The following is a 21900-nucleotide window of genomic DNA, read 5'->3' on the forward strand; positions in this document are numbered from 1 at the left end:
CATGCGCCGCCGCGATTTCCTCGTGACCGCCGCCGCCTCCGGCCTTCTCGCCGGCTGCGGCGGCGACGAGCCGCCACCCCCGCCGGGGCCGACGATCGTCAACGTGATGGTGACCGGAACCCCGGGCATGAACCCGGGCCCCGACGGGACCGACCGGCCGCTGACGCTGTTTCTGCTGCGCCTGAAGGAGACCACCGCCTTCGAGGCCGCCGATCTCTACGCGGCGCAGGCCGATCCGGCGGCGGCGGCCGGGGCCGGGCTCATCGGCATGGACCAGCTGGTGATCCCGCCGGGGGGCTCGGGCGCGAAATCGCTGACCTTCGAGCCGGAGGCGACCGCGCTCGGCCTGCTCGCCTTCCCGCGCGATCCGGCGGGCCGGGTCTGGCGGCTCGTGGCGCCGGTCACGCCGCACCAGGTCACGACCGCGAAGGTGACGCTCGGACCGGGCGGCATCGTGCTCGAAATGTCCTGAGCGGAGGCGCGGATGGGCGATTGCGACAGGGTGCTCTGGTCGGAGGGGCTCTTCCTCCGCCCGCAGCATTTCCAGCAGCAGGACCGGCATACCGAGGCGCTGGTCCGGGCCGCGCTTCAGGCCGGCGCGCTCCATCCCTGGGGTTTCCGCGCGCTCACGCTCGACGCCGCGCTTCTGGAGACCGGCCGGGTCGCGGTCGCGGAGGCGCGCGGCCTGCTGCCCGACGGCACGCCCTTCGCGATCCCCGAGACGATGGACGCGCCCGAGCCGGTGACGATCGCCCGCGACATGCCCGCCGGGCCGGTCCTGCTCGCGCTGGCGCTGGAGCCGCCGGGCGGCGCGAGCTTCGATCCCGCCCATGCCGAGCCGGGCGGCGCGCGCTACCGCGGCCGGGTCGAGCGGGTGCGCGACGCGGTCCAGGGCGGGGCCGCGCCCGAGGAGATCGAGATCGCCCGCCCCGCCGCGGTGCTCCTGCCGCCCGGCGCCTCCGCGGGCGGATACGCGACGCTGCCGGTCGCCGAGGTGACGGGGCTCCGCGCCGACGGCGGCGTGGCGTTGGTCGAGAGCTTCCTGCCGCCCGCGCTCGCGACCGGCGCGGTGCCGTTCTACGACCAGTTGCTGCGCGAGGTGATAACCGGGCTCGACCGGATCGCCGAGGCGCATGGCCGCGTCGTGCTCGGCGGCGTCGGCCGGGGCGTCGAGAACCTGCTCGTGCTCGAGCTTGCCAATGGCGCCCGGCCCGGCCTCGTCCACATGCTCGCGCAGCAGGTGTTCCACCCGGCCGAGCTCTACCGCGAACTCGCGAGCCTCGCCGGGCGCATGGCGACCTATGGCTCGGGTTCGCGCCGGCTGAGCGAACTGCCGACCTACGAGCACGTGGCGCCCGGTCCCGCCTTCGCCGCGCTGACCGACACGCTCCGCGCGCTGATCCTGAGCCTGCGCTACGTCGAGCAGAAGTCGCGCGCGCTGCCGGTGATGAAACACGCGACCAACATCTGGAAGGTGCGCCTCGACAGCCCCGACCTCCTGACCGACAGCCGGATCGTGGTGCGCGTCGGCTCCGAGCTTTCGGACGACGCGCTGCGCCGGATCTTCGTCAACCAGGCGACGGTGGGCTCCGCCGGCGAATTCGACGCGCTCTGGAAATCCCGCCTGCCCGGCATCCCGCTCCGCCCGCTGCATTCCCAGCCGCGCGAGATCCCCTACGACGGCGACCGGCTCTGCCTCGAGCTCGACCAGAAGAGTGAGCACTGGGGCAGCCTGCGCGACGCGCCGGGCTTCGTCATCGGCGTCTCCGGCGCGCTCCCCTCCGAGCCGAAGCTCGACTGCTACGCGGTGCACCGGTGATGGCCGAGTTCGAGGATCCGTTCGGGCTGCGCGAGGGCGGCGGGGACCAGGGCCGGACCCGGATCCGCCCGCCGCCGCGCGCCGAGCCGTTCCACCGCGCCCCGCGCGGCCGGTCCCGCGAGGCCGAGCCGGTGGCGGTGCCGCCGCGGGAGCATCCGAACCCGCTCGTCGGCGCCTTCGCCGCGCTGCTCGCCTTCGCGCCGGAGCTCGAGGCCGCGTTGCCGCCCGAGGATCCCGAGACGCTGCGCACGCGGCTCCTCTCCGGCGTGACAGAGGCGCGCGACGGGGCGGTGGCGCGCGGCGTCTCGCTCGCCCGGGCCGACGCGGCGGCCTGGGCGGTGGCCGCGCTCATCGACGATCTCGCGCTCAACACCCCCTGGGGTGGGAGCGGCGACTGGCCGCGGCAGCCGCTGGTCTCGACGCTCTACGGCGACGTCGACGCCGGCACGCGCTTCTTCGAACGGCTGGAGGCGCTCGAACGCCATCCGGGGCGGGACCCGGACATGCTCCGGCTCTATGTGCTCGCGCTCGAACTCGGCTTCCGGGGCAAGTATCGCGTGCCGGGCCGGGCCGGCGCCACCTCGCTCGCCGCTGTCCGCGCCGCCAGCGCCCGCGCGCTGCGCGATCCCGAGGCCGCCGCCGCGCCCTTGTCGCCAAACTGGCAGGGCGTCGTCGCCGCCGACCGTCCGCGCCGCCGCGCGGTGCCGGTCTGGGTGCTCTTCGCCGGGGCGCTCGCGGCCTGCGCGCTGCTCTATATCATGCTCTCGCTCCGGCTCGCGGGCCAGGCCGGCGCGCTCGGCGATCTCGCCCGCGCGCTGCCGCCGGCCGCGCGCGTCGGGATCTACCGCCCGACCGACGACACAAGGCCCCGGCCGGCGGCGGCGACGACCGCGGGTGGCGCGCCGGTCGTCTTCGACCTCTGGGAGAGCTTCGTCGCCGCCGCGCCCGAGGGGCTGCGCCCGGCGCTGAGCAAGGGCGCCGAGACGCCCTCGATGCTGACGCTCGTGGTGCAATGGTCGAACCCCGAGCTGTTCCAGTCCGCGCGCGCGACGCTGACCCGCGGGTTCGAGCCGCTGCTCGGCTCGATCGGCCGGGTGATCGCCGACAACGAGGCGCTGATCGGCGCCGTCACCGTGGTCGGCCATACCGACAGCGTCGCGCTGGGGGCCGCGAACCCGCTCGGCGACAACCAGCGCCTGAGTGAGGCGCGCGCCGAGACGGTCGCCGCGATCCTGGTCGCCAACGGCGCGCCCGCCGGGCTGGTGACGGCCGAGGGCCGCGCCGCCGCCGAGCCGGTCGCCTCGAACGCGACGCGCGAGGGCAGGGCGCTCAACCGCCGCGTCGAGATCCAGGTGCGGAAGGAGCCATGAGATGGTGATCTTCCGCGTCCTGAAGGCGATCCTCACCTCGCGCTGGCTCTGGACCTTCATCGGCCTCGCCCTGATCGGCGGGCTGATCTGGTTCTTCGGCGCGCTGGTCTCCTTCGGGTCGGTCGCGCCGCTCGCGGATCCCGCGGCGCGGCTCGGTGCCATCGCGGTGCTCTTCATCCTCTGGCTCGTCTGGATGATCCTCGCGCAGCGCCGCGCGATCCGCGCCAACCGGCTCTTCGTCGCCGAACTGGCCGCGCCCGAGCCGCTCGCCCCGGAGGACGAGGCCGTCGCCGCGGTCGGCGCGCGTTTCCAGCAGGTGCTGGACGAGCTCAGGCGGCGCAAGGCCGGGGGCCGCGGGCTGCTGCGCGAGATGCCGTGGTACGTGATCATCGGCCCGCCCGCCGGCGGCAAGACCACGGCGCTGCGCCAGTCGGGCCTCGAATTCCCCTTCGATCCCGGCGACGACCTGGGCGGGGTGGGGGGCACGCGCAACTGCGACTGGTTCTTCACCGAACAGGCGGTGCTGATCGACACCGCCGGCCGCTACGCGCTGCAGGAGAGCCAGCCGAAAGTCGACGCGGCGGAATGGCTCGGCTTCCTCGACCTCCTGCGCAAGCATCGCGGCCGGCGCGCGCTGAACGGGGTGCTGGTCGCGATCCCGACCGACCTCCTCGCCGGGGGCGAGGCCTCGATCCGCGCCCATGGCCGCGAGATCCGCAAGCGCCTGGCCGAGATCCGCGACCGGCTGGAGACGCGGCTGCCGGTCTATCTCGTCCTCACCAAGGCCGATCTGATCGCGGGGTTCGAGCCGAGCTTCGCCGATCTCGGCACCGCCGAGCGCGAACAGGTCTGGGGCGCGACCTTCGCCCCGGGCGAGCGCGCCGACGCGGGCGCGCTCTCGCGCGAACTCGCCCTGCTCATCCGAAGACTCGAGGAGCGGGTCGGCCCGCGCATGGAGGGGACCGAGGACCTGCGCGGCCGCGCCGAGGTCTTCCGCTTTCCCGCGCAGATCGCGGCGCTCGAACCCGCGCTCCGCGTGCTGGTCGAGACCACCTTCGGCGAGAGCCGCTACGAGGAGAGCGCCTGGCTGCGCGGCTTCTATCTCACCTCCGCCACGCAGGAGGGCACGCCGATCGACCGGCTGGTCGCCACGCTCTCCTCCTCCTTCGGCCTGCCCGCCGCCGCGCCCGCGCACGGAAGTTTCCGCGTCGAACGGCGCAGCTTCTTCCTGCGCCGGCTCATGAGCGACGTGATCTTCGCCGAGGCGGGGCTCGCCACGCTCGATCCGAAGGCCGAGGCGCGGCGCACCTGGGCCTGGCGCGGCGGGGCGGTCGCGGCGGCGGCGGCGCTGCTGCTCGGCGCGCTGGGGCTGACCTTCTCCTATCTCTCGAACCGGGGCGCGGTGGTGGCGCAGGCCGACGCCTTCGAGCGGCTGCGCGCCCCGCTCGCGGCCGCCGCCGCGCAGCAGGTGCCGCGCGACCTCTCCGCCGCCGATCTCAGCGTCGGGCTCGACGCGGTGGCCGAGGTCGACGCCGCCCGCGCGCCGCTGCCCGGCACCTTCGCCCGGCTCGTCGGCCCCTCGGCCGCCCCCGAGGTCGAGGCGGCGCAGGAGACCGCCTATGCCGACACGCTGCGCGACATGCTGGAGCCGCGCATGGTCGCGCTGCTCGAATCGACGATGTGGCGCCAGATCCGCGACCCGAACGTCACGCTCGACGCGCTCAAGACCTACCGGATGATGACCGGCGGCACCGCGATCGATCCGGATTTCGTCTCGACCTGGTGGACCCAGAGCCTGCCGCCGATCGCCGCGGTGCCGCCCTTCCCCGACGACGCGGCGCGCGTGGCTGAGCTCGAGGCAATCGCGCGGATGCCGGAGGACCGCGATTTCATCGCCCCCGACGACGCGCTGGTGACGGCGGCGCTCCGCAGCATCTGCTCGATCCCGCTCGCGAAACGGGCCTATGCCGCGCTCCTGAGCGACCCGGCGGCGACCGCGCTCCGGGACTGGGTTCCCGCCGCCTATGCCGGGCCGAACGGGGCGCGGGTCTTTGCCCGGCATTCCGGCAAGAGCCTCCGGCTCGGCGTGCGCGGCATCTATACCTACGAGGGCTACCACACGGTGGTGCTGCCCCGGCTCGACGACGTGGCCGCCCAGGCGGCGCATGACGCCGCCGTCTTCACCGGCGGCTGCGTCGAGAGCGCCGAGGCCTCGCCGGAGACCCTCGCCCAGGACATGCTGAAGCTTTACTACGACGACTACATCGCCCAGTGGGACGGGCTGCTCCACGACCTGACGCTGGCGCCGCTCACCGACCTCTCCACCGCGAGCGAGAACCTCAAGGATCTCGCCAGCGCGGATTCGGCGCTGCGCCGGCTCCTGACCGCCGTCGTGGCCGAGACCGACCTCGCGCGCCCGCCCGACCCGGCCGCCGAGCCGGCGGCGCCGACCGGCGTCTCGAAATATCTCGGCAAACTCGGCAAGCTCGGCAAGGCGGCGAAGACCGCCGCGAAATACGCCCCCGCGCCCTCCGGGACGCCGCGCGACACCAGCGGCCAGGCGGTCTCCGACCGTTTCAGGCCGCTCAAGGGCACCATCGCCGAGGTGGACGGCGCGCCGCCCTCGCTCGACACCGCCGCCGCGGCGCTGACCGCGCTTTCGAACACGCTCCAGACCGTCGCGGCGAGCCCCGATCCGGATCAGGCGATCAAGGAGCAGGGCGGGCTCGCGCAGCTGACCGGCGCGGTCACGAACGAGGCGGCGCTGTTGCCCGATCCGGTCGACGCGTGGCTCAACGGCATCGCCGGCGACACCACGAGCCTCACCCGCGAGGCGGTGGTGAGCCAGATCAACGCCGCCTGGGCGGCCGACGTGCTCGACTGGTGCCGCACCGTCGCGAGCCGCTATCCGCTCGACCCCTCGAACCCCTCCGATATCAGCGTCGGGGATTTCGCCCGGGTCTTCGGCCCCGGCCAGCTGATCGACAGCTTCATCGACACCCAGATCAAGCCCTTCGTCGACATGACCGCGCGCCCGTGGAAATGGCGCGGCGACCTCGGCCTCGACGCGGGCGCGCTCGCCGCGCTCGAACAGGCGCGCCGGATCCGCGACGCGCTCTTTCCCGCCGGCGCCGGCCCGACCATGGCCTTCACGCTGGAGCCGAAGGACCTTGCCCCCAGCGCCGCGCGGGTGACGCTCGACCTCGACGGCCAGCGCCTCTCCTATTTCAACAGCGCCGCCCGGCCGCAGCAGATGACCTGGCCGGGCACCGACGGCACGGGCGTCATCACGCTCGCCTTCCAGCCGGTCGACGGCCCGCCCGACGTGATGCAGACCGAACGCGGCCCCTGGGCCTGGCTCCGGATGCTGCGCGGCGCGCTGACGCCCGGGACCTTGCCGGAGGTCTTCAGGCTGCGCCTCGCCACCCAGGGACAATGGGCCGATTTCGAGTTGCGCGCGGCCAGCGTCGACAATCCCTTCGACCTCAAGATGTTCTCGAGCTTCACATGTCCGGCCCGGTTCTGAACGCCCCCGGTTTCTTCGGCAAGCTGCCCGCCACGGGCGATTTCGTGTCGCGCGGCCTGTCCGGGGCGCGCGTCGCGGCGCTCGACCGCTGGATCTCCCGCCATGTCGCGCCCCGCGGGCCCGCCGCGGCCTTCTGCTTCCTGCATCCCGCGCTGCCCACCGAATCCACGACCGGCGTCGTCCTGCCGAGCCGCGACGGCGCGGGACGCGCCTTTCCGCTCACCCTCGCCGCGCCCGGCGGCCTTGCACCGGCGATCTGGTACGCCGCGCTCGCCGAGGCCGGGGAAGCGGCCGCGCGAGGCGGGATCGACGCCGACACCCTCGCCGCGCGCCTCGCCGCGTTTCCTCCGCCCCCGAAGCAGGGTGCGGGCGTGCAAAGCCTGCTGCTCTGGCGCCTCGGCGAGACACCCCGCGCGATTGATCCGGAAGCTCCGGGGGCGGCGTTCGACCGCTTCCTCGCGACCACGGGGGTGGCGTGATGCGCGTCTACGACCAGACCGGCTTCGTGAACCAGTTCACCATGGCCATGGACCCGGCCGGCCATGAATTCATCCTGCTCGTCATCAAGGGCAGCTTCGACTTTCCGGAGGAACCGGGCGGCCCGGTCCGCAAGTCAGCGATCCAGGTCCCGCTGACGATGGCCGACGAATACACCGGCGCGCCGGGCTTCTCCGCTCCGCTCTGGGAGACCGATTTCGCCTTTCGCAAGCCCCGCTGCGACATCGTGCTGAACGGCGCCGCCTACGCCCCCGACCGCCGCCCGGCGACCCGGGTCCGCGTCGGGCTGAAGCTCGGCGGCTGGACCAAGGCCTTCGACGTGTTCGGCCATCGTGAGTGGCGCGCGCGGGGCCCGCTCTTCGCCGCGACCGCGCCCGAGCCCTTCCTCCGCCGCCCGATCTCCTTCGACGTGGCCTGGGGCGGCACCGACCGGCTCGATCCCGAGGACCCGCTTCCCGGCGCCTTCCCCAGAAATCCCGTCGGTACCGGCTGGTCGCAGACCAGGCACCAGCGCCTGATCCCCGGCCTCGCGCTGCCCTCGACCCAGGCGATCGGCGAGGAGATCGCCACGCCCTTCGGCGACTACACGCCGGTATCCTTCGGACCGATGGGCCGGGGCTGGCCGGGGCGGATCGAATGGGGCGGCACCTACGACCAGAACTGGATCGACAACATCTTTCCCTTCCTGCCGCCCGATTTCGACGACCGCTACTACCAGATGGCGCCCGCCGACCAGTGGACCGAGCCGCCGCGCGGCGGCGAGGAGGTGATGCTGGTGCACCTCACGCCCGGCGGCCGCGAGGCCTTCCGCCTGCCGCCGACCGCGCTCCCGGTCACGCTCTTCCGGGGCCACGACATAGCGGCGGAGACGGAGCTCTTCCCCGACACGGTGCTCTTCGACCCGGAGAACCGCCGCTTCTCGCTGGTCTGGCGGATCTCGGCGCGGATCCGGCGCACGATCCTCGACTTCTCCGAGGCCTGGGTCGGCCCGCCCACCAACGCGATGCTGCGCGCCCGCCGCGAGGGCCGGACCTATATCCGCGCCGTCAACGACATGCTGCCCGACGAGGAGGACGAAGAGGCATGACGCTGGAACTCGACATCGTCTCGACCGGCATGGTGACCGCGGTCGGCCTCGACGCCCCCTCGGCCTGCGCCGCGATGCGCGCGCGGCTCGACGGCTTCCAGGAGACCCGCTTCCTCGGCCCCGGCGGCGACTGGCTCGTCGGCGCCCCGGTGCCGCTGCCGCGCAACTTCATCGGCGAGAAGCGCCTAGCCCACATGGCCGCCGCCGCCATCCTCGAGGCGATCGACGATTTCCCGGAGGCCCGCGGCCGGGCGGCCCTGATCCTCTGCCTCGCCGGAGAGGACCGCCCCGGCCGCCCCGCCCCCGATGCCCAGCGTCTGGCGGCGCGGATCGCCGGGATTACCGGCCTGACCTCCCCCCACCGCACCCGCATCGTCGCCCACGGCCGCCCCTCGGGCATGGCCGCCCTCGACCAGGCCCGGCGGATGCTGGCGGACCGGACATGCGACTACGTGATGATCTGCGGGGTGGACAGCTACCTGACGACGCTGACAATCGCCCACTACCTCGCCGAGCGCCGCCTGCTGACCCCCGACAACCCCAACGGATTCATCCCCGGCGAAGCCGCCGCCGCAATCCTCTGCGCCCGCCCCGGCTCCCGCGGCGCCCTCCGCCTCATCGGTCTCGGCCTCGCCCGCGAGCCCGCCTACATCTACAACAACGCTGACCTCCCCCTCCGCGCCGACGGCATGACGAACGCCTACAAGGCGGCCTTCGCCGAGGCCGGTTGCCGCCACTCCGACATCACGATCAAGATCGGCGACCTTCCCGGCGAGAGCTTCTGGTTCAAGCAGACCGCCCTCGCGATGCAAAGGACGCAGCGCGAGCCCTCAGACGTCCAGCCGATCTGGGCGATCGCGGCGAGTCTCGGTAATATCGGCGCCGCGGTCACCCCGCTGATGCTTGGATGGGCTCTCACCGCCGTCCGAAAGGACTACGTCGCTCGCCGGCCGGTCCTGATCGAGGCTTCCGCTGATAGCGGGGCGTGCGGCGCCCTGGTGGCTATGGCCTCATGACCGTATTCGCCAACGGCCTAGAGATCTCCGCCAAAGCCCAAGGTTGCAAGGTCATCGCCGCCTTCCCCGATGCTTGTTTCACCCCGCCGCAAACGCCCCCCACCCCCACGGGCGTCCCGGTGCCCTATCCAGACTTCGGCCAAGACTCCGACCTGACCAAGGGCAGCGGGAAAGTAAAGATCGGCGGCGAGGAGATCAGTCAGGAGAACAGTAGCAAGTACAGTAAATGCACTGGGGACGAGGCCGGTGCCGCGCCGAAAAAGGGGCTTGTTACCTCTAATAAGACCGGCCCCATTTATGCTCAAAAATGGTCTATGGACGTAAAGGTTGAAGGCAAGGGAGTGGCGCGATTTAGCGATATCGCGACTACCAATCATGCCTGCAACCCTCCCAACCCCGCGCCGAATGTACTCGCCGGTCAGCCCGGGGGTGGCAACGCGACCGACGCAGATTGCCTTGTGGGCTCATGGAAGGACATCCACACAAAATGCAACGAACGAAAAGACGCCGATGGGAACGCTCACGAGGCGCATCATATCATTCCTGACCGCGTCTACCGGACGGAATCGAGTGGTCAACCCGAGCAAAGGATCAATGGCTGCCCAAGCTACAACGATGGCATGAACATTTGCCTGCCCCGTTCCAAGCACCGAGGCAGCAAGAAGAAACATCCCGACGCGGCCCATGCCAACCTCGACAAGGCGCTTGAGGCGCTGGGCCAGCTCAACAACACGGCTGCCAATCCGGCAAATGTCGAACAGATCAAGAAAATCCGAAAGGTTTGTATCGCAGCACTGGCAAAACTGGTTCCGAAAACCATTTCGGCGAACTGCTTCAAGAAGGCGGCACAAGAAGTCGTGAAACAAACGGCGGGAATTGCAGATAAGTTTGGAAGATCCAAGAAGGGACAACTAAGCCAAGGATCGGCGGGACAGAATCTTCTTCAATCACAGTGAGAATGTCGTGGAAATAATAACTGGAAGATCCAACCACCTCGGTAAGCTATGCCTTATCCTCGGAGATCCGCGGAGGGAGAGTTTTTCGCTTGTGCTGAAGTACGACCGACGAGGAGGCCCTGAGTGGCAGAGCTGGCACTTTTTTGACGAGCTCGTCGATGTTTGCCAAGCCCCACCAGCTCTTCGCTCGCGGACCGACTTCATCGGGATGACCGCGGAAGGAGAGATTCTCCTGTTCGAGGAAGGCACTCGCCAGCAGATACCCGGCGCCGGCTTGGGAGAAGCGCGGATGCAAGCGCTCGTCGATCTCGACACGCAGGTCCTAGCTCTCGGCTATGGTGGCCAAGTCTATTCCTCTGATGAAAGGGGAGGTTGGTCGCCTCTGGCAACGACTTTTCCCGTCCCGCTCCTCGACGGCGATTCTGTGCGGTTTATCACAGCAACGCAGCAGCGCACGCCCAATCGGTTCGTACTCGGCGGAGAAATCGTGACTGCGCTAGCCGATAGTGCAGATATCGATGCGGCGAACGAGACCGATGATGTGGACCGAATGGTTGATCTCATGCTCGCGGACACCCGACCGGACTATGGGTGTCTCTGGAGTTTTACTGGCGACGCATGGGAAATGATTGATCTGCCCACCGATAGCGCCATCGACGACGTCGTCACGGCGGACGGACGCACGATCTACTTGCGGTTCCGGGAGGGGTTCGTCTGGTCCACACGCACGCTGACGAACGTGACTGAGGTCGCCGTCAGTGGCTCTGACGCTGGCTATGCGGCGCTGGGAGTCTATCAAGGGCAAGTGCTCTTGGCCGACGAGACATCCCTCTTCGTGTTGAGCGAGCAGGATACCACGCCTTTTCTGCCCTCGCCACCGCGTACGGCTGGGTATACCGAAGTCTTGTCTGGACCTGGAGAGGAGTTGTACCTGATACGCTCGCTCAGCGTGCTACGTTTCGCCGATGGGAATTGGACGGAGTTGACCATTCCTCCCGAGATGGCAACGCTCAGCTGAGCTCGTCGATAGGAAGTCCCGCTTGCGCCAGCAAGTAGGCGCGAACCCTTTCCGAGTTGAGGGCGCGAACCGGAATCGACTGATCGTAAAGTAGCATCCGAAGAACAAACAGCTCTCCAACCTCACAGCACTCGGCGTAGCGATCCTTGGCGATCTCCAACCCATCGGTGCCTGCGATGCGGAGACCGTCGAGATGCGCCTCAAGCCGCTCGATCAAGCGCGCGACGCGCTCCTCGTCCATCTCGGGATTCTCGTCCGGATGCTGTAAGTGGTGGTCGTAGGATATCCAAAGAAAAGCCGCCATCTCGGCGTGCTGGCGGACGATGTCCGGGAGGACCGGCGCCGGCCTCATATTCGGTCTCCGCCGGAGGTTCGCCAGACTTCTATCCAACCGCTAACACGATAAATACCCATGTATCAATGCCTTACCTAATACTTCACGCTTGAATGCCCTCAGTTCAGGTGCACCGATCCCCCCCGCACTCGGTTGGCGGCGCTGGCTTGGCTGACGAGATAGGTACCGCGGATGGTGATATGGCCATCCTTCTCCATAATTAGCGAAGCCTTGCCCACGCGCAACTCAATCCGCTCCGATGCCGTCACCCGCACCCGCTCGCCGTCGCGCAGCACCACCGGCCCCGCCGGCTCCAGCAGCGGGCCGAGGATCAGCGGCCGCGACGGGTCGCCCTCCTCGAACATCAAGGCCACCTCTGCCCCGACCAGCGATAGGTCGAGCGGCGTCAAACTCCGAGCAGACACCGGCGGCCCCCCGAAGGCGACCAGCGGGCGCCCGTCGTCGAGCGTCACGAGCCGCCCGATCATCACTCCCTCAATCCTCTGCAAGCTCCCGTCCATCGGTCCCTCAGTTCTGGTTGATGCCGCTCGGGCCCTTCATCGAGATCTTTCCTGACGCCTTCATCGAGGTGTCGCCCTTGTCGTCAACGCTGATGTTCTTGCCCTTTACCGTGATGGTGCCATCGTCCTTCATCATGATCTCGGCCGATCCACACTTGATGGTGACATTCTTCTTGGCCTCGATGGTGAGGTTCTCGCCCACGATGAAGCTGCCGTTCTTACCAACCTGGATCAGGCTGTCCTTGCCGATCTTCAATGCGTGCTGGCCAGTCACCTCACTCGAGTCGTCCTCACCGATCTTGACCGACCTCGTCTTGCTGATCTCGGAGTTCTGCCCTCCGCCGATCTTGACACCCTGATCGGCCCCGATCTGCCAGCTGTCCGACGCGCCGATGTCATGACTCTGGCTCACGCCGACGCTGACGCTGCGCGTCGCGCCGATCGTGTTGACCTGCGCGGCGCCCACGGTCCGGGCCTCGGCGGCGCCCACCGTGTCGACGCGCGCCGCGCCGACGGTCACGGTCTGCACCAGCGCCACGGTCTGGGTGTGGTTCGCGCCGATCGTCTCGGTCGAATTCGCCCCCACCGAGATCGTCTCGTCGGCGCCGACGCTGAGCGACCGGTTCGCCCCCACCGTCTCGCTGTCGTTCGAGCCGATTTGCGTCGTCTGGTCGACGCCCACCTTCACGGTCTTGTTGTTCCCCACGTCCTCGTCGAGGTTCACCCCCACCGAATGGGTCGCGTTGTTGTCGATCCGGTCGGACTGGTCGTGCTGGACCAGCTTCGAACGGTCGTTCTTCACGAGAAGCGCGTGGTCCTTCTGCGCCTGAAAGTTCACCAGTTCCGAGCCCGCCTTGTCCTCGAACATGAATTCGTTGTAGCCGCCGCCGCCGGGCGAGGAATTCGACTTCCAGCCCGATTGCGTGGCGCTGCCGGGCAGGCCGTAGGGCGGCATCTCGGCGGCGTTGTAGACCCGGCCGGTGATGATCGGCCGGTCCGGGTCGCCGTCGAGGAAATCGACGATCACCTCCTGGCCGATGCGCGGGATCTGGATGAAGCCCCAGCCGCCACCGGCCCAGGCCGAGGAGACGCGCACGAAGCAGGAGCTGTTCTCGTCGCGATGCCCAAGGCGGTCCCAGTGGAACTGCACCTTCACCCGCGCATACTGGTCGGTGAAGATCTCCTCGCCGGAGGGGCCGACCACGGTCGCGGTCTGCGGCCCGCGCATCACCGGGCGCGGCGTCGCGCGGGGCGGGCGGAAGGGGACCGCCGCCGGGGCGAGGGTCAGTTCGCAGCGGTAGGGCTCGCCCGTCTCCCCCTCGGTCGCGGCCGGGTCGAAGCCGGGGCTGACCACGCGGTACTCGGCCCGGAGCACCAGGTGTTTCTCATTCTGATCCTCGCGCGGGAAATCCGTCAGCGTGAACACATGTCCCGAGGCGAGCGCGCGGACCGTGCCGCGCGCGCGGATCCTGAGCCTCGGCGCCTGCAGCTCCTCGAGCCGGATCGCCGCGACCGCGTCGCCCCGGTCGAGCTCGAGATGCGCGCCGGGCTGGCGGTAATGCTCGCCCGTCACCGCGCCGGCCACGGGCTCGGCCTCGGAGCGCGCGAGGAGCGACAGTCCCGGCTTCTCGAAATCGTAGTCGGTATGGGCATAGGCCTTCGGCAGAAGCGCGCCCGTCAACTCCCAGCTCAGCAGCGCCTCGTCGCCGCGATAGGCGTCGGCGGCGCGGAAGGGTACGCTCTCGCAGCCCGGCGGGGGGGCGAGTTTCGCAACCGTGTCGGTCAGGATCAGCGTATGGCCGTCCTCTGCGTATTCGAAGAAGTCGAAGATCCCCTCGTGCTCCATCAGCCGCCGGACGAAGGCGAGGTCGCTCTCGTCGAACTGCACGCAGTATTCGCGCGGCGGATAGACCTTCTGGAGCCGCTTCTCGAACTTCGCCTCCGGGTACTTGCCGAAGATCTGCTCGATGATCTCGACGGCGGTGAGGTTCTGGAACACACGGCAGTCATGCGTCAGGCCGAGCTTCCAGAGCCAGGGGCGCAGCTCCGCCTCGTAGAAGGCGAGATGGCGGTCGAAGCCGGTGAGCCGGAAGGCGGTGACGAGCCCGTGGAACCAGCGCGCCGAGTCTCCGACCCCCGCCTCGATCGCCATTGGCCGGCCGAGCATCCCCGCCACGTCGACATCGGGATCGGCGCTGGAGAAGCCGGCCGTGAAGCCGAAGCCGAGGCCGATCCCGTCGAAGCCGACGAGACGGGTGAAGGTCAGTTGCGAACCCGTCGGGGACTCGACGGTGACGGCGCGATCCTCAGGCACGAATACCCCTTCCAATCGCGGCGGGAAGGACCCGGCCGAAGCGGGCGGGCGCGCCAAGCATAGCACATCGGCGGGGGCGGGGGCAGAACTCCGGCGGGGGCGGGCGTTACCGGCCTCGGCCTTCGGCCGGGACCAGCGCCTCGTAGGCCGCCACGGTCTTCTCGAAGCGCACGCTCTCGCCGAGCCGCCGCGCGCGCTCGGTCCAGTCCCGGCGGTAGGCGGGATCGTCGAGCAGGCGCTGGATCTCGGCGGCGAGCGCGACCTCGTCCCGCGCGCCGACCACGATCCCGCACCGGTTCCCGTCGGGGCCGGTCACGCCCTCCACCTGGCTCGGGACGTCAGAGACGACGAGGGGGATCCCGATCTTCGACGCCTCGATCAGCGCGAGGCTGTGCCCCTCGAAGAGGCTCGGCTGGAGAAATACGTCGCTGTCGGCGAGCAGGTCGAGCGCCTCCGTCCGCGTCCGCTGGCCGAGGAAGCGGACGCGCCCGTCGAGACCCAGCTCCGTCACCATCGCCCGGAGCTTCGGCTCGTCCGGCCCGGTGCCTACGAAGGTCAGCGACGCGTCCCTGACGCGGGCGAGGGCGAGAAGCAGGATGTCGCAGTTCTTCTGCGCCGCGAGCCGGCCGACGGCGACGAGTTCCCGGCGCTCCGGCCGGTCCCGCCGCCGCGCGGCGAGGGTTTCGAGATGATGCTCGATCGCGGGGGGCAGCGAATTGTGGATGACGCGGGTCCGGGCGCGATAGGCGGGAGAGCGGCCGTCGAGCGACCGCCCCACCGCCTCCGAGACCGAGACGATCGCGGAGACCCGCGGCAGGCGTCCGGTCAGCGCCTCGGCGGCGCGCAGCGGGGCCGCGTAGGTGTCGACCGGGGAATGGTGCGAGACGACGACCCGGGTGCGCGCGGGCAGGAACTGCGCGGCGAGCGGAACGAGCAGGTCGGCGGCGGGCAGGGCGGTGAAGATCACATCGGGCGCGTGCCGGCGCAGGAACCCGACCAGATCGCGGAAGAGCCCGACGCCGCCGAGCGGATTGCCCGGCTTGCGCGCGCGCACGTAGAGCCAGTCATGCTCCCCCGCCGCCGGCTGGGGCGCCTCGTCCTCCGGCGGGTAGAGCGCCGCGAGCCGGACCGGATAGCCGCGCCGCGCGAACCCCTCGGCGAGGTTGCTCCAGATCTCCGGCGCGCCGCCGGCCGCCGAATGCGTGAGGAGGAACATGACGCGCGGCCGCGCGGCCTGAGGGTCGTGCTTTGCCACGGGGCCGGTCATCCCAGGTTCATGAGCCGCAGGGGCGTCGAGAGGTCGAGCGAAAGGCGGAGCAGGATGAGCGCCCCGGCGACGCCGGCGAGGAGCAGCGTCGCGAGCAGGTCCTGCCGCGCGAAGGAGAGGCCGATGGCGCGCTGGCCGATCCAGATCACGACGTAGCGGCCGATTTCGCCGACGAGCACGGCGCCGATCACGCCCGGCATGCCGAACCAGAGATGGCCGAACCAGAGGCCGGGCACGAGCAGGGCGAGGCGCAGGACATTCGCGGCGCTCTCGAACTCGGGGCGGTTCGAGCCGAGCAGGATCCCGGCGTTGAAGCTCGAGAGCGCGCCGACGAAGGAGGAGACGAGGAGCAGCGAGAGCATCCAGCCGGCGGCGGCGTAGCGCGGGTCGTAGAGGATCGCCACCGCCCAGTCGGCGCAGGCGATCCCCACCCCGATCCCCGCCGCCATCGCGAGCGCGAGCCGCAGGCGCGCGGCGCCGATCCCCCGCGCCGCCGCCGCGTCCTCGGCCGAGCGCGCGGCGGCGAGCATCGGGAAGATGAGCTGATGCGTCAGGCGCTGGCCGAGCTGGGCGGGAATGTCGGCGATGGTGCGGGCGAGCCCGTAGACGCCGAGCACCGCGAGCGGCGCGATCCGGCCGAGCACCAGCTTGTCGAGGCTCATCGCCGCGAACATCACGATCGAGGTGATCATGATCCAGCGCCCGAAGCGGATGATCTCGAGGAAATACGCGCGGTCGATCACCAGGAAATGCCCCGGCCCCGGCAGCCGGTAGCTCATCACCGAGCGCGCGGCGATCGAGATGAGCACGCCGATGACGAGCGCCCAGGCGCTCGGGTGGATGAGCGCGAGCGTGACCGAGACGAGGAAGCCGAGCCCCTCGGCCCTGAGTTCGAACAGCGTGCGCTGCTTCACGTCGAGATTCTTGACCAGGCCGAAGACGGCGGTCGAGTGCAGCCCGTTCAGGAAGGGGGCGAAGGCGATCGCCGCGAAGAGCGCCGGTTCGATGCCGTAGAAGGTGGCGAGCGGCCGGGACGCGGCGAGGAAGAGCGCGGTCAGCCAGGCGCCGCGCAGGATCTGCACGGTCCAGGCGGTGTTGAAGAACCGGGGCTCGAGCCCGTTCGGATGCCGGACGATGTTCTGCTCGATCCCGACGTCCGTCAGCAGTTCGAAACCGAAGCGCACCACGTTCAGCACCACCATGACGCCGAAGATCTCCGGCGTCAGCAGCCGGGTCATGACGAGGTTGGCGGCGAAGCGGAAGCCGATCGAGGCGCCGAAACTGCCGAAGGACCAGAAGAGCCGGCCGAGGAATTCGGTATCGCGCGCGCGCCGCCCCGCGCGGCCGGGGACGTGGTTCGCGATCATTCAGCCGCGCGCCCGAGGGCGGCGGGCGGCGCGGCCGAGGGCAGTTCGCGCGAGGCGAGCGGCTGGTCCGGGGGCACGCGGCGGCGGACGAGGCCGCGCCAGAAGGCCAGCGCGCCGAGGTTCCAGGAGGCGAGCGAGAAGATCCCGACCCGGAGCGACCGGCGGCGCCACGAGAGGAAGGCGACGGGCAGCGCCAGCAGGACGAGAAGCGCGGTCCAGAAACCGGCGACGAGCGTCGCGGCGAGGGCGAGCCACCAGAGCGTCACGATGAGGGACACGCCGATGCGCGGCAGCCGGCGCAGGACGATCCCGAGATGCGGGCGCCCGAGCGCGGCGCGCAGCGCCTCGCCCCCCGCCCCGGCGTAGCCCGAGCGGAAGCGGCGGAGCAGAAGCCTGTAGCTCTCCTCCTGGTGGCCGTAGTGATCGACGGCGTCGCGATCGATGCGCGCCGCCTTCCAGCCCCGCGCGCGGAGCCGCGCGCCGAGTTCGAGCTCCTCGCAGCCGTGCAGGTTGCGATCGGCGAACCATCCGACCTCGCGCAGCGCCCGGGTCCGGTAGAGCCCGCCGCCGTCGAGCCATTCGACGATGCCGGGCCGCCGGTTCGGGTCGGATTCGAGCGCCTTGGCGCGGATCCGGAATTCCGCGTTGTCGAGGTTCATCTCGCGCACCCGGCCGCCGACGGCGGCGACATCCGGATGCGCGTCGAGAAAGGCCTTCGCGGCGGAGACGAAGTCGCGGTCGAGCACCATGTCGCCGTCGAGCATGTAGAAATAGTCGCCCCGCGCATGCTGGAACGCGAGCTGCGCGCCGGCGCCGCAGCGGCGCTCGGCGGGATTGGCGAGCTGGACGACACGAATCGGGTAGCCGGCGGCGATCTCCGTCGTCCGGTCGGTCGAACAGCTGTCGGCGAGGATGACCTCGCCGCTCAGCCCGTCGAGACCGGCGAGCGCCGCCTCGATCGCCCGGGCGATGTGGCGCTCCTCGTTGAGCGCCTTGATGCCGATCGTGACGTCCATTCCCGCGTCAGCTCCAGAGTCCGATGCTGGCCTTGCCGAGGCCCGACACGCCTTCCAGCGACGGGACCGCGTCCATTGTCTGGGTGAGAAGATAGAAGAGTGCAACCGGATTGGTGCAGAGGTATCGCCACGCGAGCCGCCGGGGTTCCATCGCGAGGCGGTGGAGCCATTCGAGCCCGAAGGACTGCATCCAGCCCGGCGCGCGGCGGACGGAGCCCGACATGTGGTCGAAGAGGCCGCCGCAGACCCGGATCCAGGCGACGCCGGCGAGCTTGCCGCGCAGCCGCAGCGCCAGGGCCTCCTGGCGCGGACTCCCGAGGCCGAGCCAGAGCACGTCGGTCTTTCGCGCGAGGATGTCCGCGCAGATCCCGTCGAGCTCCTCCTCGGAGAAGTAGCCGTGCTTCACGCCGACGATCCGCAGGCCCGGATGCTTCTTGCGCAGCCGGGCGGCGGCCTTCGCCGCGACGCCGGGCTTGGCGCCGAGGAAGTAGAAGTTCAGCCCGTCCCGGACGGCGGCCTCGCAGGCGTCGTCGATGAAATCCGTCGTCGCGACGCGCTCGCGCAGCGGCTCGGCGCAGAAGAGCCGGCTCGCGAAGACGAGCGGCATGCCGTCGGCGTCCAGGATGTCCACCTGATCGATCTGCGCGCGGAAGGTCGCATCCGCGTGATAGCGCGCGATCACCGATCCGTTCGAGGAAGCCACGACCTTCGGTGTCGTGAGCATGCCCCCGCGGGCGGCCCGGCAATCCTCGGTCATGACCCGTGCGAGGTCCGCGCGGCTGACCCGGGCTGTGCGCAGCCCGCCAATGATATTATAGTCCACGGCATGGTCCCCGATGTGAGTTCTTGAAGTCGTCAGGGAGAACTCTTCAAGTTTTCGTGCAGACTATTCAAATTACCGCGAGATTAAGCGAGTTGATCGATTTTTTCTCGGGGACCCTAGCGACTGACGGGCGTATAAGTTAAGTTGACACTCCGATCAATAGGAATTTATCAACCTGCGTGATTTTTTAAGACTTGGTTTGACCATGGTTTACGTCCCGTAATCGCGCTACGCGTCATGGTATTACCTGAGCGGCGAGCCCGCGGCTTCCCGTGACCTGGAAAACAGCGTATGGGCGCTTATCCGTCCTCTCAATGCCGGTCGGGACCTGACCGGTGAAGGACCACCTGCTGGAACTCCCGATGCGATTCATCGAACCCACCATCGAAGCCGCCGTCACTTCCATCTGGAGGCACAAGATCCTGTTCCTGCTCGGAATCGTCCTGGCAACGGGGCTCGCGGTCGCTGCCTATCTGGCCACGACCCCGACCTACGAGGCCTCCACCTCGATTCTCGTCGGCCGGGCGAACGCCGTCGACAACGAGCCGGGATCGGCGATCTCGACCGAGATCATGAACTCGCAGGCGCGGATCGCCGAGAGCGGCGAGGTCGTCCGGCTGGCGATCTCGCGGATCGGGCTCGACGCCTTTCCCGCGGGGCCGGAGGGGGCGCTGAGCGGGATCGGCGGCAAGCTGCGCGCGCTTCTCGGGGGCGGAAGCGGCGGCGCGTCCGAATCAGCCGATCCCATTCCCCCGCTGGACGTGGCGGCGCTGGGGGTGGGGCGGCGGATGAGCGTCGCGACCGAGCCCAATTCCAACGTGCTGACGATCGGCTTCAAGGACCAGAACCCGGCGCGGGCGGCGGAGATGGCGAACGCGCTCGCGATGAGCTTCATCGATCGGCAGAACGAACTGCTCGAGCGGCCGGGGGTCGTCACCTTCTTCCGCGACCAGACGAACCGTTTCGACGAGGATGTCGAGAAGCGCGCCGCCGCCGTCCGCGAATTCGCCGAACGCGAGAAGATCTATTCGATCGAGGAACAGCGCTCGCTGCTGCTCCACCGCAAGAGCGACCTCGAGGGCGCGCTCAGCGCGGCGCGGAGCACGCTGGCGAGCAAGGAGGGTGAGAAGGGCGCCATGGCCCGCCAGCTCGCCCTGCTGCAGCCGGTGGCGCGTTCGCCCTTCGCCCTCGGCTTCGTCGAGGCGCTCGATCCGAAGAGCGTCGAAGATCCGGCCCCGGGCACCCCGCTGACCCCGGACGACACGCCGCCGCTCCTGATGATCAAGATCTTCCAGGACGTGATGGCATCCTACCGGATCACCGATTCCGAGATCAGCGGGCTCCGGAGCCTCACCGGGCAACAGGCGCGCGAGATCGACAGCATCAACGGGGAACTCTCGCATCTCGCCGCGAAGCAGAGCGAATACGAGAAGCTGAAACGAGATCTCCAGTCGGCGACCTACAATGCCGAGACCTTCGCGAAACGCACGGTGGAGGAGCAGATCGAATCCGACCTGCTCGGCGCGAAGCTCTCGAATGTCCGCGTCATCCAGCCCGCGACCATCCCGCTGCGCGCCGCCTCGCCGAAGGGGGTCGTCTACCTCGGCTTCGGGCTGGCCTTCGGCCTCGTGCTCGGCGTCGCCTTCGCCTTCGGCAAGGAGACCTACGACCTCAACCGCCCGGGCCAGGCGTGACACAGGGTGTGACGGGGGACGAGCCGGCGCCGAGGCGCTATCCGCTGGCCGAGGGCGAGACCTGGGCCGCGGCGGGTTTCGCGCTCCTCGTCGTGCTGGTGATCCTCGGCCCGATCCTGAGCCAGTTCGGCGGCGCGCTCGCGGGCGACGGCAATCCGCTGCGCCAGGTCACCTACATTCTCGCCTTCCTCGTCCTCGTCGCGGCCGCGCTCCGGACGGGCAGGGCGACGGCGGCCTTCACCACCTCGGCCCCGGTCAACCTGCTGCTCCTCTGGTGCTGGGCGAGCCTTGCCTGGGCGATCGATCCCGGCGTCGCCGCGCGGCGCCTGATCCTCACCTGCGTGATCATCTTCTCGGTCTTCATCGCCGTCGAATGCCTCGGCCGCGACCGCGCGCGCGGCATCGTGATCACGCTCTTCGTGCTGACCTTCGCGCTCAACCTCGCCGTGGTGCTGGCCGTGCCGGGCGTCGGCATCCATCAGTACGAATTCGGGGGCGATCCGAGCCTGATCGGCGACTGGCGCGGCATCTTTCCGGAGAAGAACCTCACCGGCGCCGTCACCGCCGTCACCGCGCTGATGCTCTTCTTCGCCCGCCGTCCGAAGGCGGGGCTGGTCCGCGCGCTGCTGCTCGCCGCCCTGCTCGCCTTCCTGGTCAAGACCGGATCCAAGACCTCGATGGGGATCGGGCTCGCCGCGCTCACGGCCGGCCTCCTCTACCGCCGCTACGACCCGCGATACTGGCCCTGGGCCATGATCCTGCTCGCGCTCCTCGCCCTCGGGGCCGCGCTCCTCGTCACCGCAAATCTCGACCGGATCCTCGCGGTGCTCGACGACCGCGATTCCTTCACCGGCCGGACGCAGATCTGGTCCTCGCTGCTCGGCTACGCCGGGGACCACTGGATGTTCGGCGCGGGCTACGGCTCGTTCTGGAACATCGGCCCCGCGAGCCCGATCTTCAGCTATGCCCGGCCCGGCTCCTGGCTGACCACGATCACGAGCGGGCACAACGGCTATCTCGACCTGACCACGCAGATCGGCCTGCCCGGGCTCGCGCTCGTGCTCTTCGCGCTCTTCCTGCACCCGCTCGGTCGCTTGCTGACCGAACGGCGGGCGGGGGAGGACGGACCGATGCTGATGGCGATCCTCGTCTTCTGCGTCGGCCAGAACATGACCGAGTCGACGATGCTCGACCGCGATCACATCATCCAGTTCTGCCTGATCTGGACCATCGCCTCCACTCTCCGAGGCCCGGCCGCCGCGTGACGGCCGGGC

At 69.7% G+C, this 21900-nt stretch carries 18 protein-coding genes; 11 read left to right on the forward strand and 7 right to left on the reverse strand.

Annotation, left to right across the window (positions count from 1 at the left end):
- Window position 1: 1 nt before the first annotated feature.
- The 9 genes from tssJ to FJM51_RS15655 all read left to right on the forward strand — a co-directional run bounded on the left by tssJ (window position 2) and on the right by FJM51_RS15655 (window position 11290).
- Window positions 2-472 (forward strand): type VI secretion system lipoprotein TssJ, encoded by a 471-nt coding sequence (gene tssJ / locus FJM51_RS15615; protein ID WP_181164576.1) that lies wholly within the window; start codon window positions 2-4, stop codon window positions 470-472.
- Window positions 473-484: 12 nt separating this feature from the next.
- Window positions 485-1819 carry a type VI secretion system baseplate subunit TssK gene (gene tssK, locus FJM51_RS15620; protein WP_140455075.1) on the forward strand — a complete coding sequence of 445 codons (1335 nt, stop codon included), beginning with the start codon at window positions 485-487 and terminating at the stop codon, window positions 1817-1819.
- Window positions 1819-3189 (forward strand): DotU/TssL family secretion system protein, encoded by a 1371-nt coding sequence (locus FJM51_RS24820; protein WP_140455076.1) that lies wholly within the window; start codon window positions 1819-1821, stop codon window positions 3187-3189. Before tssK ends, FJM51_RS24820 begins: the two co-directional genes overlap by 1 nt.
- Window position 3190: 1 nt before the next feature.
- Window positions 3191-6715, forward strand: a complete 3525-nt coding sequence (gene tssM, locus FJM51_RS15630) for a type VI secretion system membrane subunit TssM (RefSeq protein ID WP_140455077.1) — start codon at window positions 3191-3193, stop codon at window positions 6713-6715.
- Window positions 6697-7194, forward strand: a complete 498-nt coding sequence (tagF, locus tag FJM51_RS15635) for a type VI secretion system-associated protein TagF (protein ID WP_181164577.1) — start codon at window positions 6697-6699, stop codon at window positions 7192-7194. Before tssM ends, tagF begins: the two co-directional genes overlap by 19 nt.
- The gene (locus FJM51_RS15640; RefSeq protein ID WP_140455079.1) at window positions 7194-8300 is read left to right on the forward strand and encodes a DUF2169 family type VI secretion system accessory protein; all 1107 of its coding nucleotides are present in this window, start codon (window positions 7194-7196) and stop codon (window positions 8298-8300) included. The genes tagF and FJM51_RS15640 overlap by 1 nt, the downstream gene beginning before the upstream one ends.
- Window positions 8297-9316 (forward strand): beta-ketoacyl synthase N-terminal-like domain-containing protein, encoded by a 1020-nt coding sequence (locus FJM51_RS15645; RefSeq protein WP_140455080.1) that lies wholly within the window; start codon window positions 8297-8299, stop codon window positions 9314-9316. The genes FJM51_RS15640 and FJM51_RS15645 overlap by 4 nt, the downstream gene beginning before the upstream one ends.
- Entirely contained in the window at window positions 9313-10272 is a 960-nt protein-coding gene (locus FJM51_RS23820) for a PAAR-like domain-containing protein (protein ID WP_181164578.1), read from the forward strand. The genes FJM51_RS15645 and FJM51_RS23820 overlap by 4 nt, the downstream gene beginning before the upstream one ends.
- A gap of 91 nt (window positions 10273-10363) precedes the next feature.
- Window positions 10364-11290 carry a hypothetical protein gene (locus tag FJM51_RS15655; protein ID WP_140455081.1) on the forward strand — a complete coding sequence of 309 codons (927 nt, stop codon included), beginning with the start codon at window positions 10364-10366 and terminating at the stop codon, window positions 11288-11290.
- Here the strand turns inward: FJM51_RS15655 and FJM51_RS15660 are convergent.
- The 7 genes from FJM51_RS15660 to FJM51_RS15690 form a co-directional block, all read right to left on the reverse strand.
- Window positions 11283-11642, reverse strand: a complete 360-nt coding sequence (locus FJM51_RS15660) for a hypothetical protein (protein WP_140455082.1) — start codon at window positions 11640-11642, stop codon at window positions 11283-11285. The genes FJM51_RS15655 and FJM51_RS15660 overlap by 8 nt on opposite strands.
- Window positions 11643-11743: 101 nt before the next feature.
- Entirely contained in the window at window positions 11744-12112 is a 369-nt protein-coding gene (locus FJM51_RS15665; protein ID WP_233713145.1) for a DUF6484 domain-containing protein, read from the reverse strand.
- 40 nt (window positions 12113-12152) lie between these two features.
- Window positions 12153-14459 carry a type VI secretion system Vgr family protein gene (locus tag FJM51_RS15670; RefSeq protein WP_140455084.1) on the reverse strand — a complete coding sequence of 769 codons (2307 nt, stop codon included), beginning with the start codon at window positions 14457-14459 and terminating at the stop codon, window positions 12153-12155.
- A 106-nt stretch (window positions 14460-14565) separates the two neighbouring features.
- Entirely contained in the window at window positions 14566-15714 is a 1149-nt protein-coding gene (locus tag FJM51_RS15675; protein WP_181164579.1) for a glycosyltransferase, read from the reverse strand.
- 8 nt (window positions 15715-15722) lie between these two features.
- Window positions 15723-17093 (reverse strand): oligosaccharide flippase family protein, encoded by a 1371-nt coding sequence (locus FJM51_RS15680; RefSeq protein ID WP_140455086.1) that lies wholly within the window; start codon window positions 17091-17093, stop codon window positions 15723-15725.
- Window positions 17090-18109 carry a glycosyltransferase gene (locus tag FJM51_RS15685; RefSeq protein ID WP_140455087.1) on the reverse strand — a complete coding sequence of 340 codons (1020 nt, stop codon included), beginning with the start codon at window positions 18107-18109 and terminating at the stop codon, window positions 17090-17092. Before FJM51_RS15685 ends, FJM51_RS15680 begins: the two co-directional genes overlap by 4 nt.
- Window positions 18110-18116: 7 nt before the next feature.
- A complete protein-coding gene (locus FJM51_RS15690) occupies window positions 18117-18932 on the reverse strand; it encodes a WecB/TagA/CpsF family glycosyltransferase (RefSeq protein ID WP_210240304.1) in 816 nt (271 codons plus the stop codon).
- 362 nt (window positions 18933-19294) lie between these two features.
- Between FJM51_RS15690 and FJM51_RS15695 the strand changes: the two genes are divergently transcribed.
- Together FJM51_RS15695 and FJM51_RS15700 are read left to right on the forward strand one after the other, a co-directional pair.
- The gene (locus FJM51_RS15695; protein WP_140455088.1) at window positions 19295-20626 is read left to right on the forward strand and encodes a GumC family protein; all 1332 of its coding nucleotides are present in this window, start codon (window positions 19295-19297) and stop codon (window positions 20624-20626) included.
- Window positions 20623-21891: an O-antigen ligase family protein gene (locus tag FJM51_RS15700; RefSeq protein ID WP_181164580.1), complete on the forward strand. Its 1269-nt coding sequence runs from the start codon at window positions 20623-20625 to the stop codon at window positions 21889-21891. Before FJM51_RS15695 ends, FJM51_RS15700 begins: the two co-directional genes overlap by 4 nt.
- The last annotated feature ends 9 nt before the right edge of the window (window positions 21892-21900 follow it).

Origin of the sequence: Amaricoccus solimangrovi (assembly GCF_006385685.1) — a bacterium.
GTDB classification, from domain to species: domain Bacteria; phylum Pseudomonadota; class Alphaproteobacteria; order Rhodobacterales; family Rhodobacteraceae; genus Amaricoccus; species Amaricoccus solimangrovi.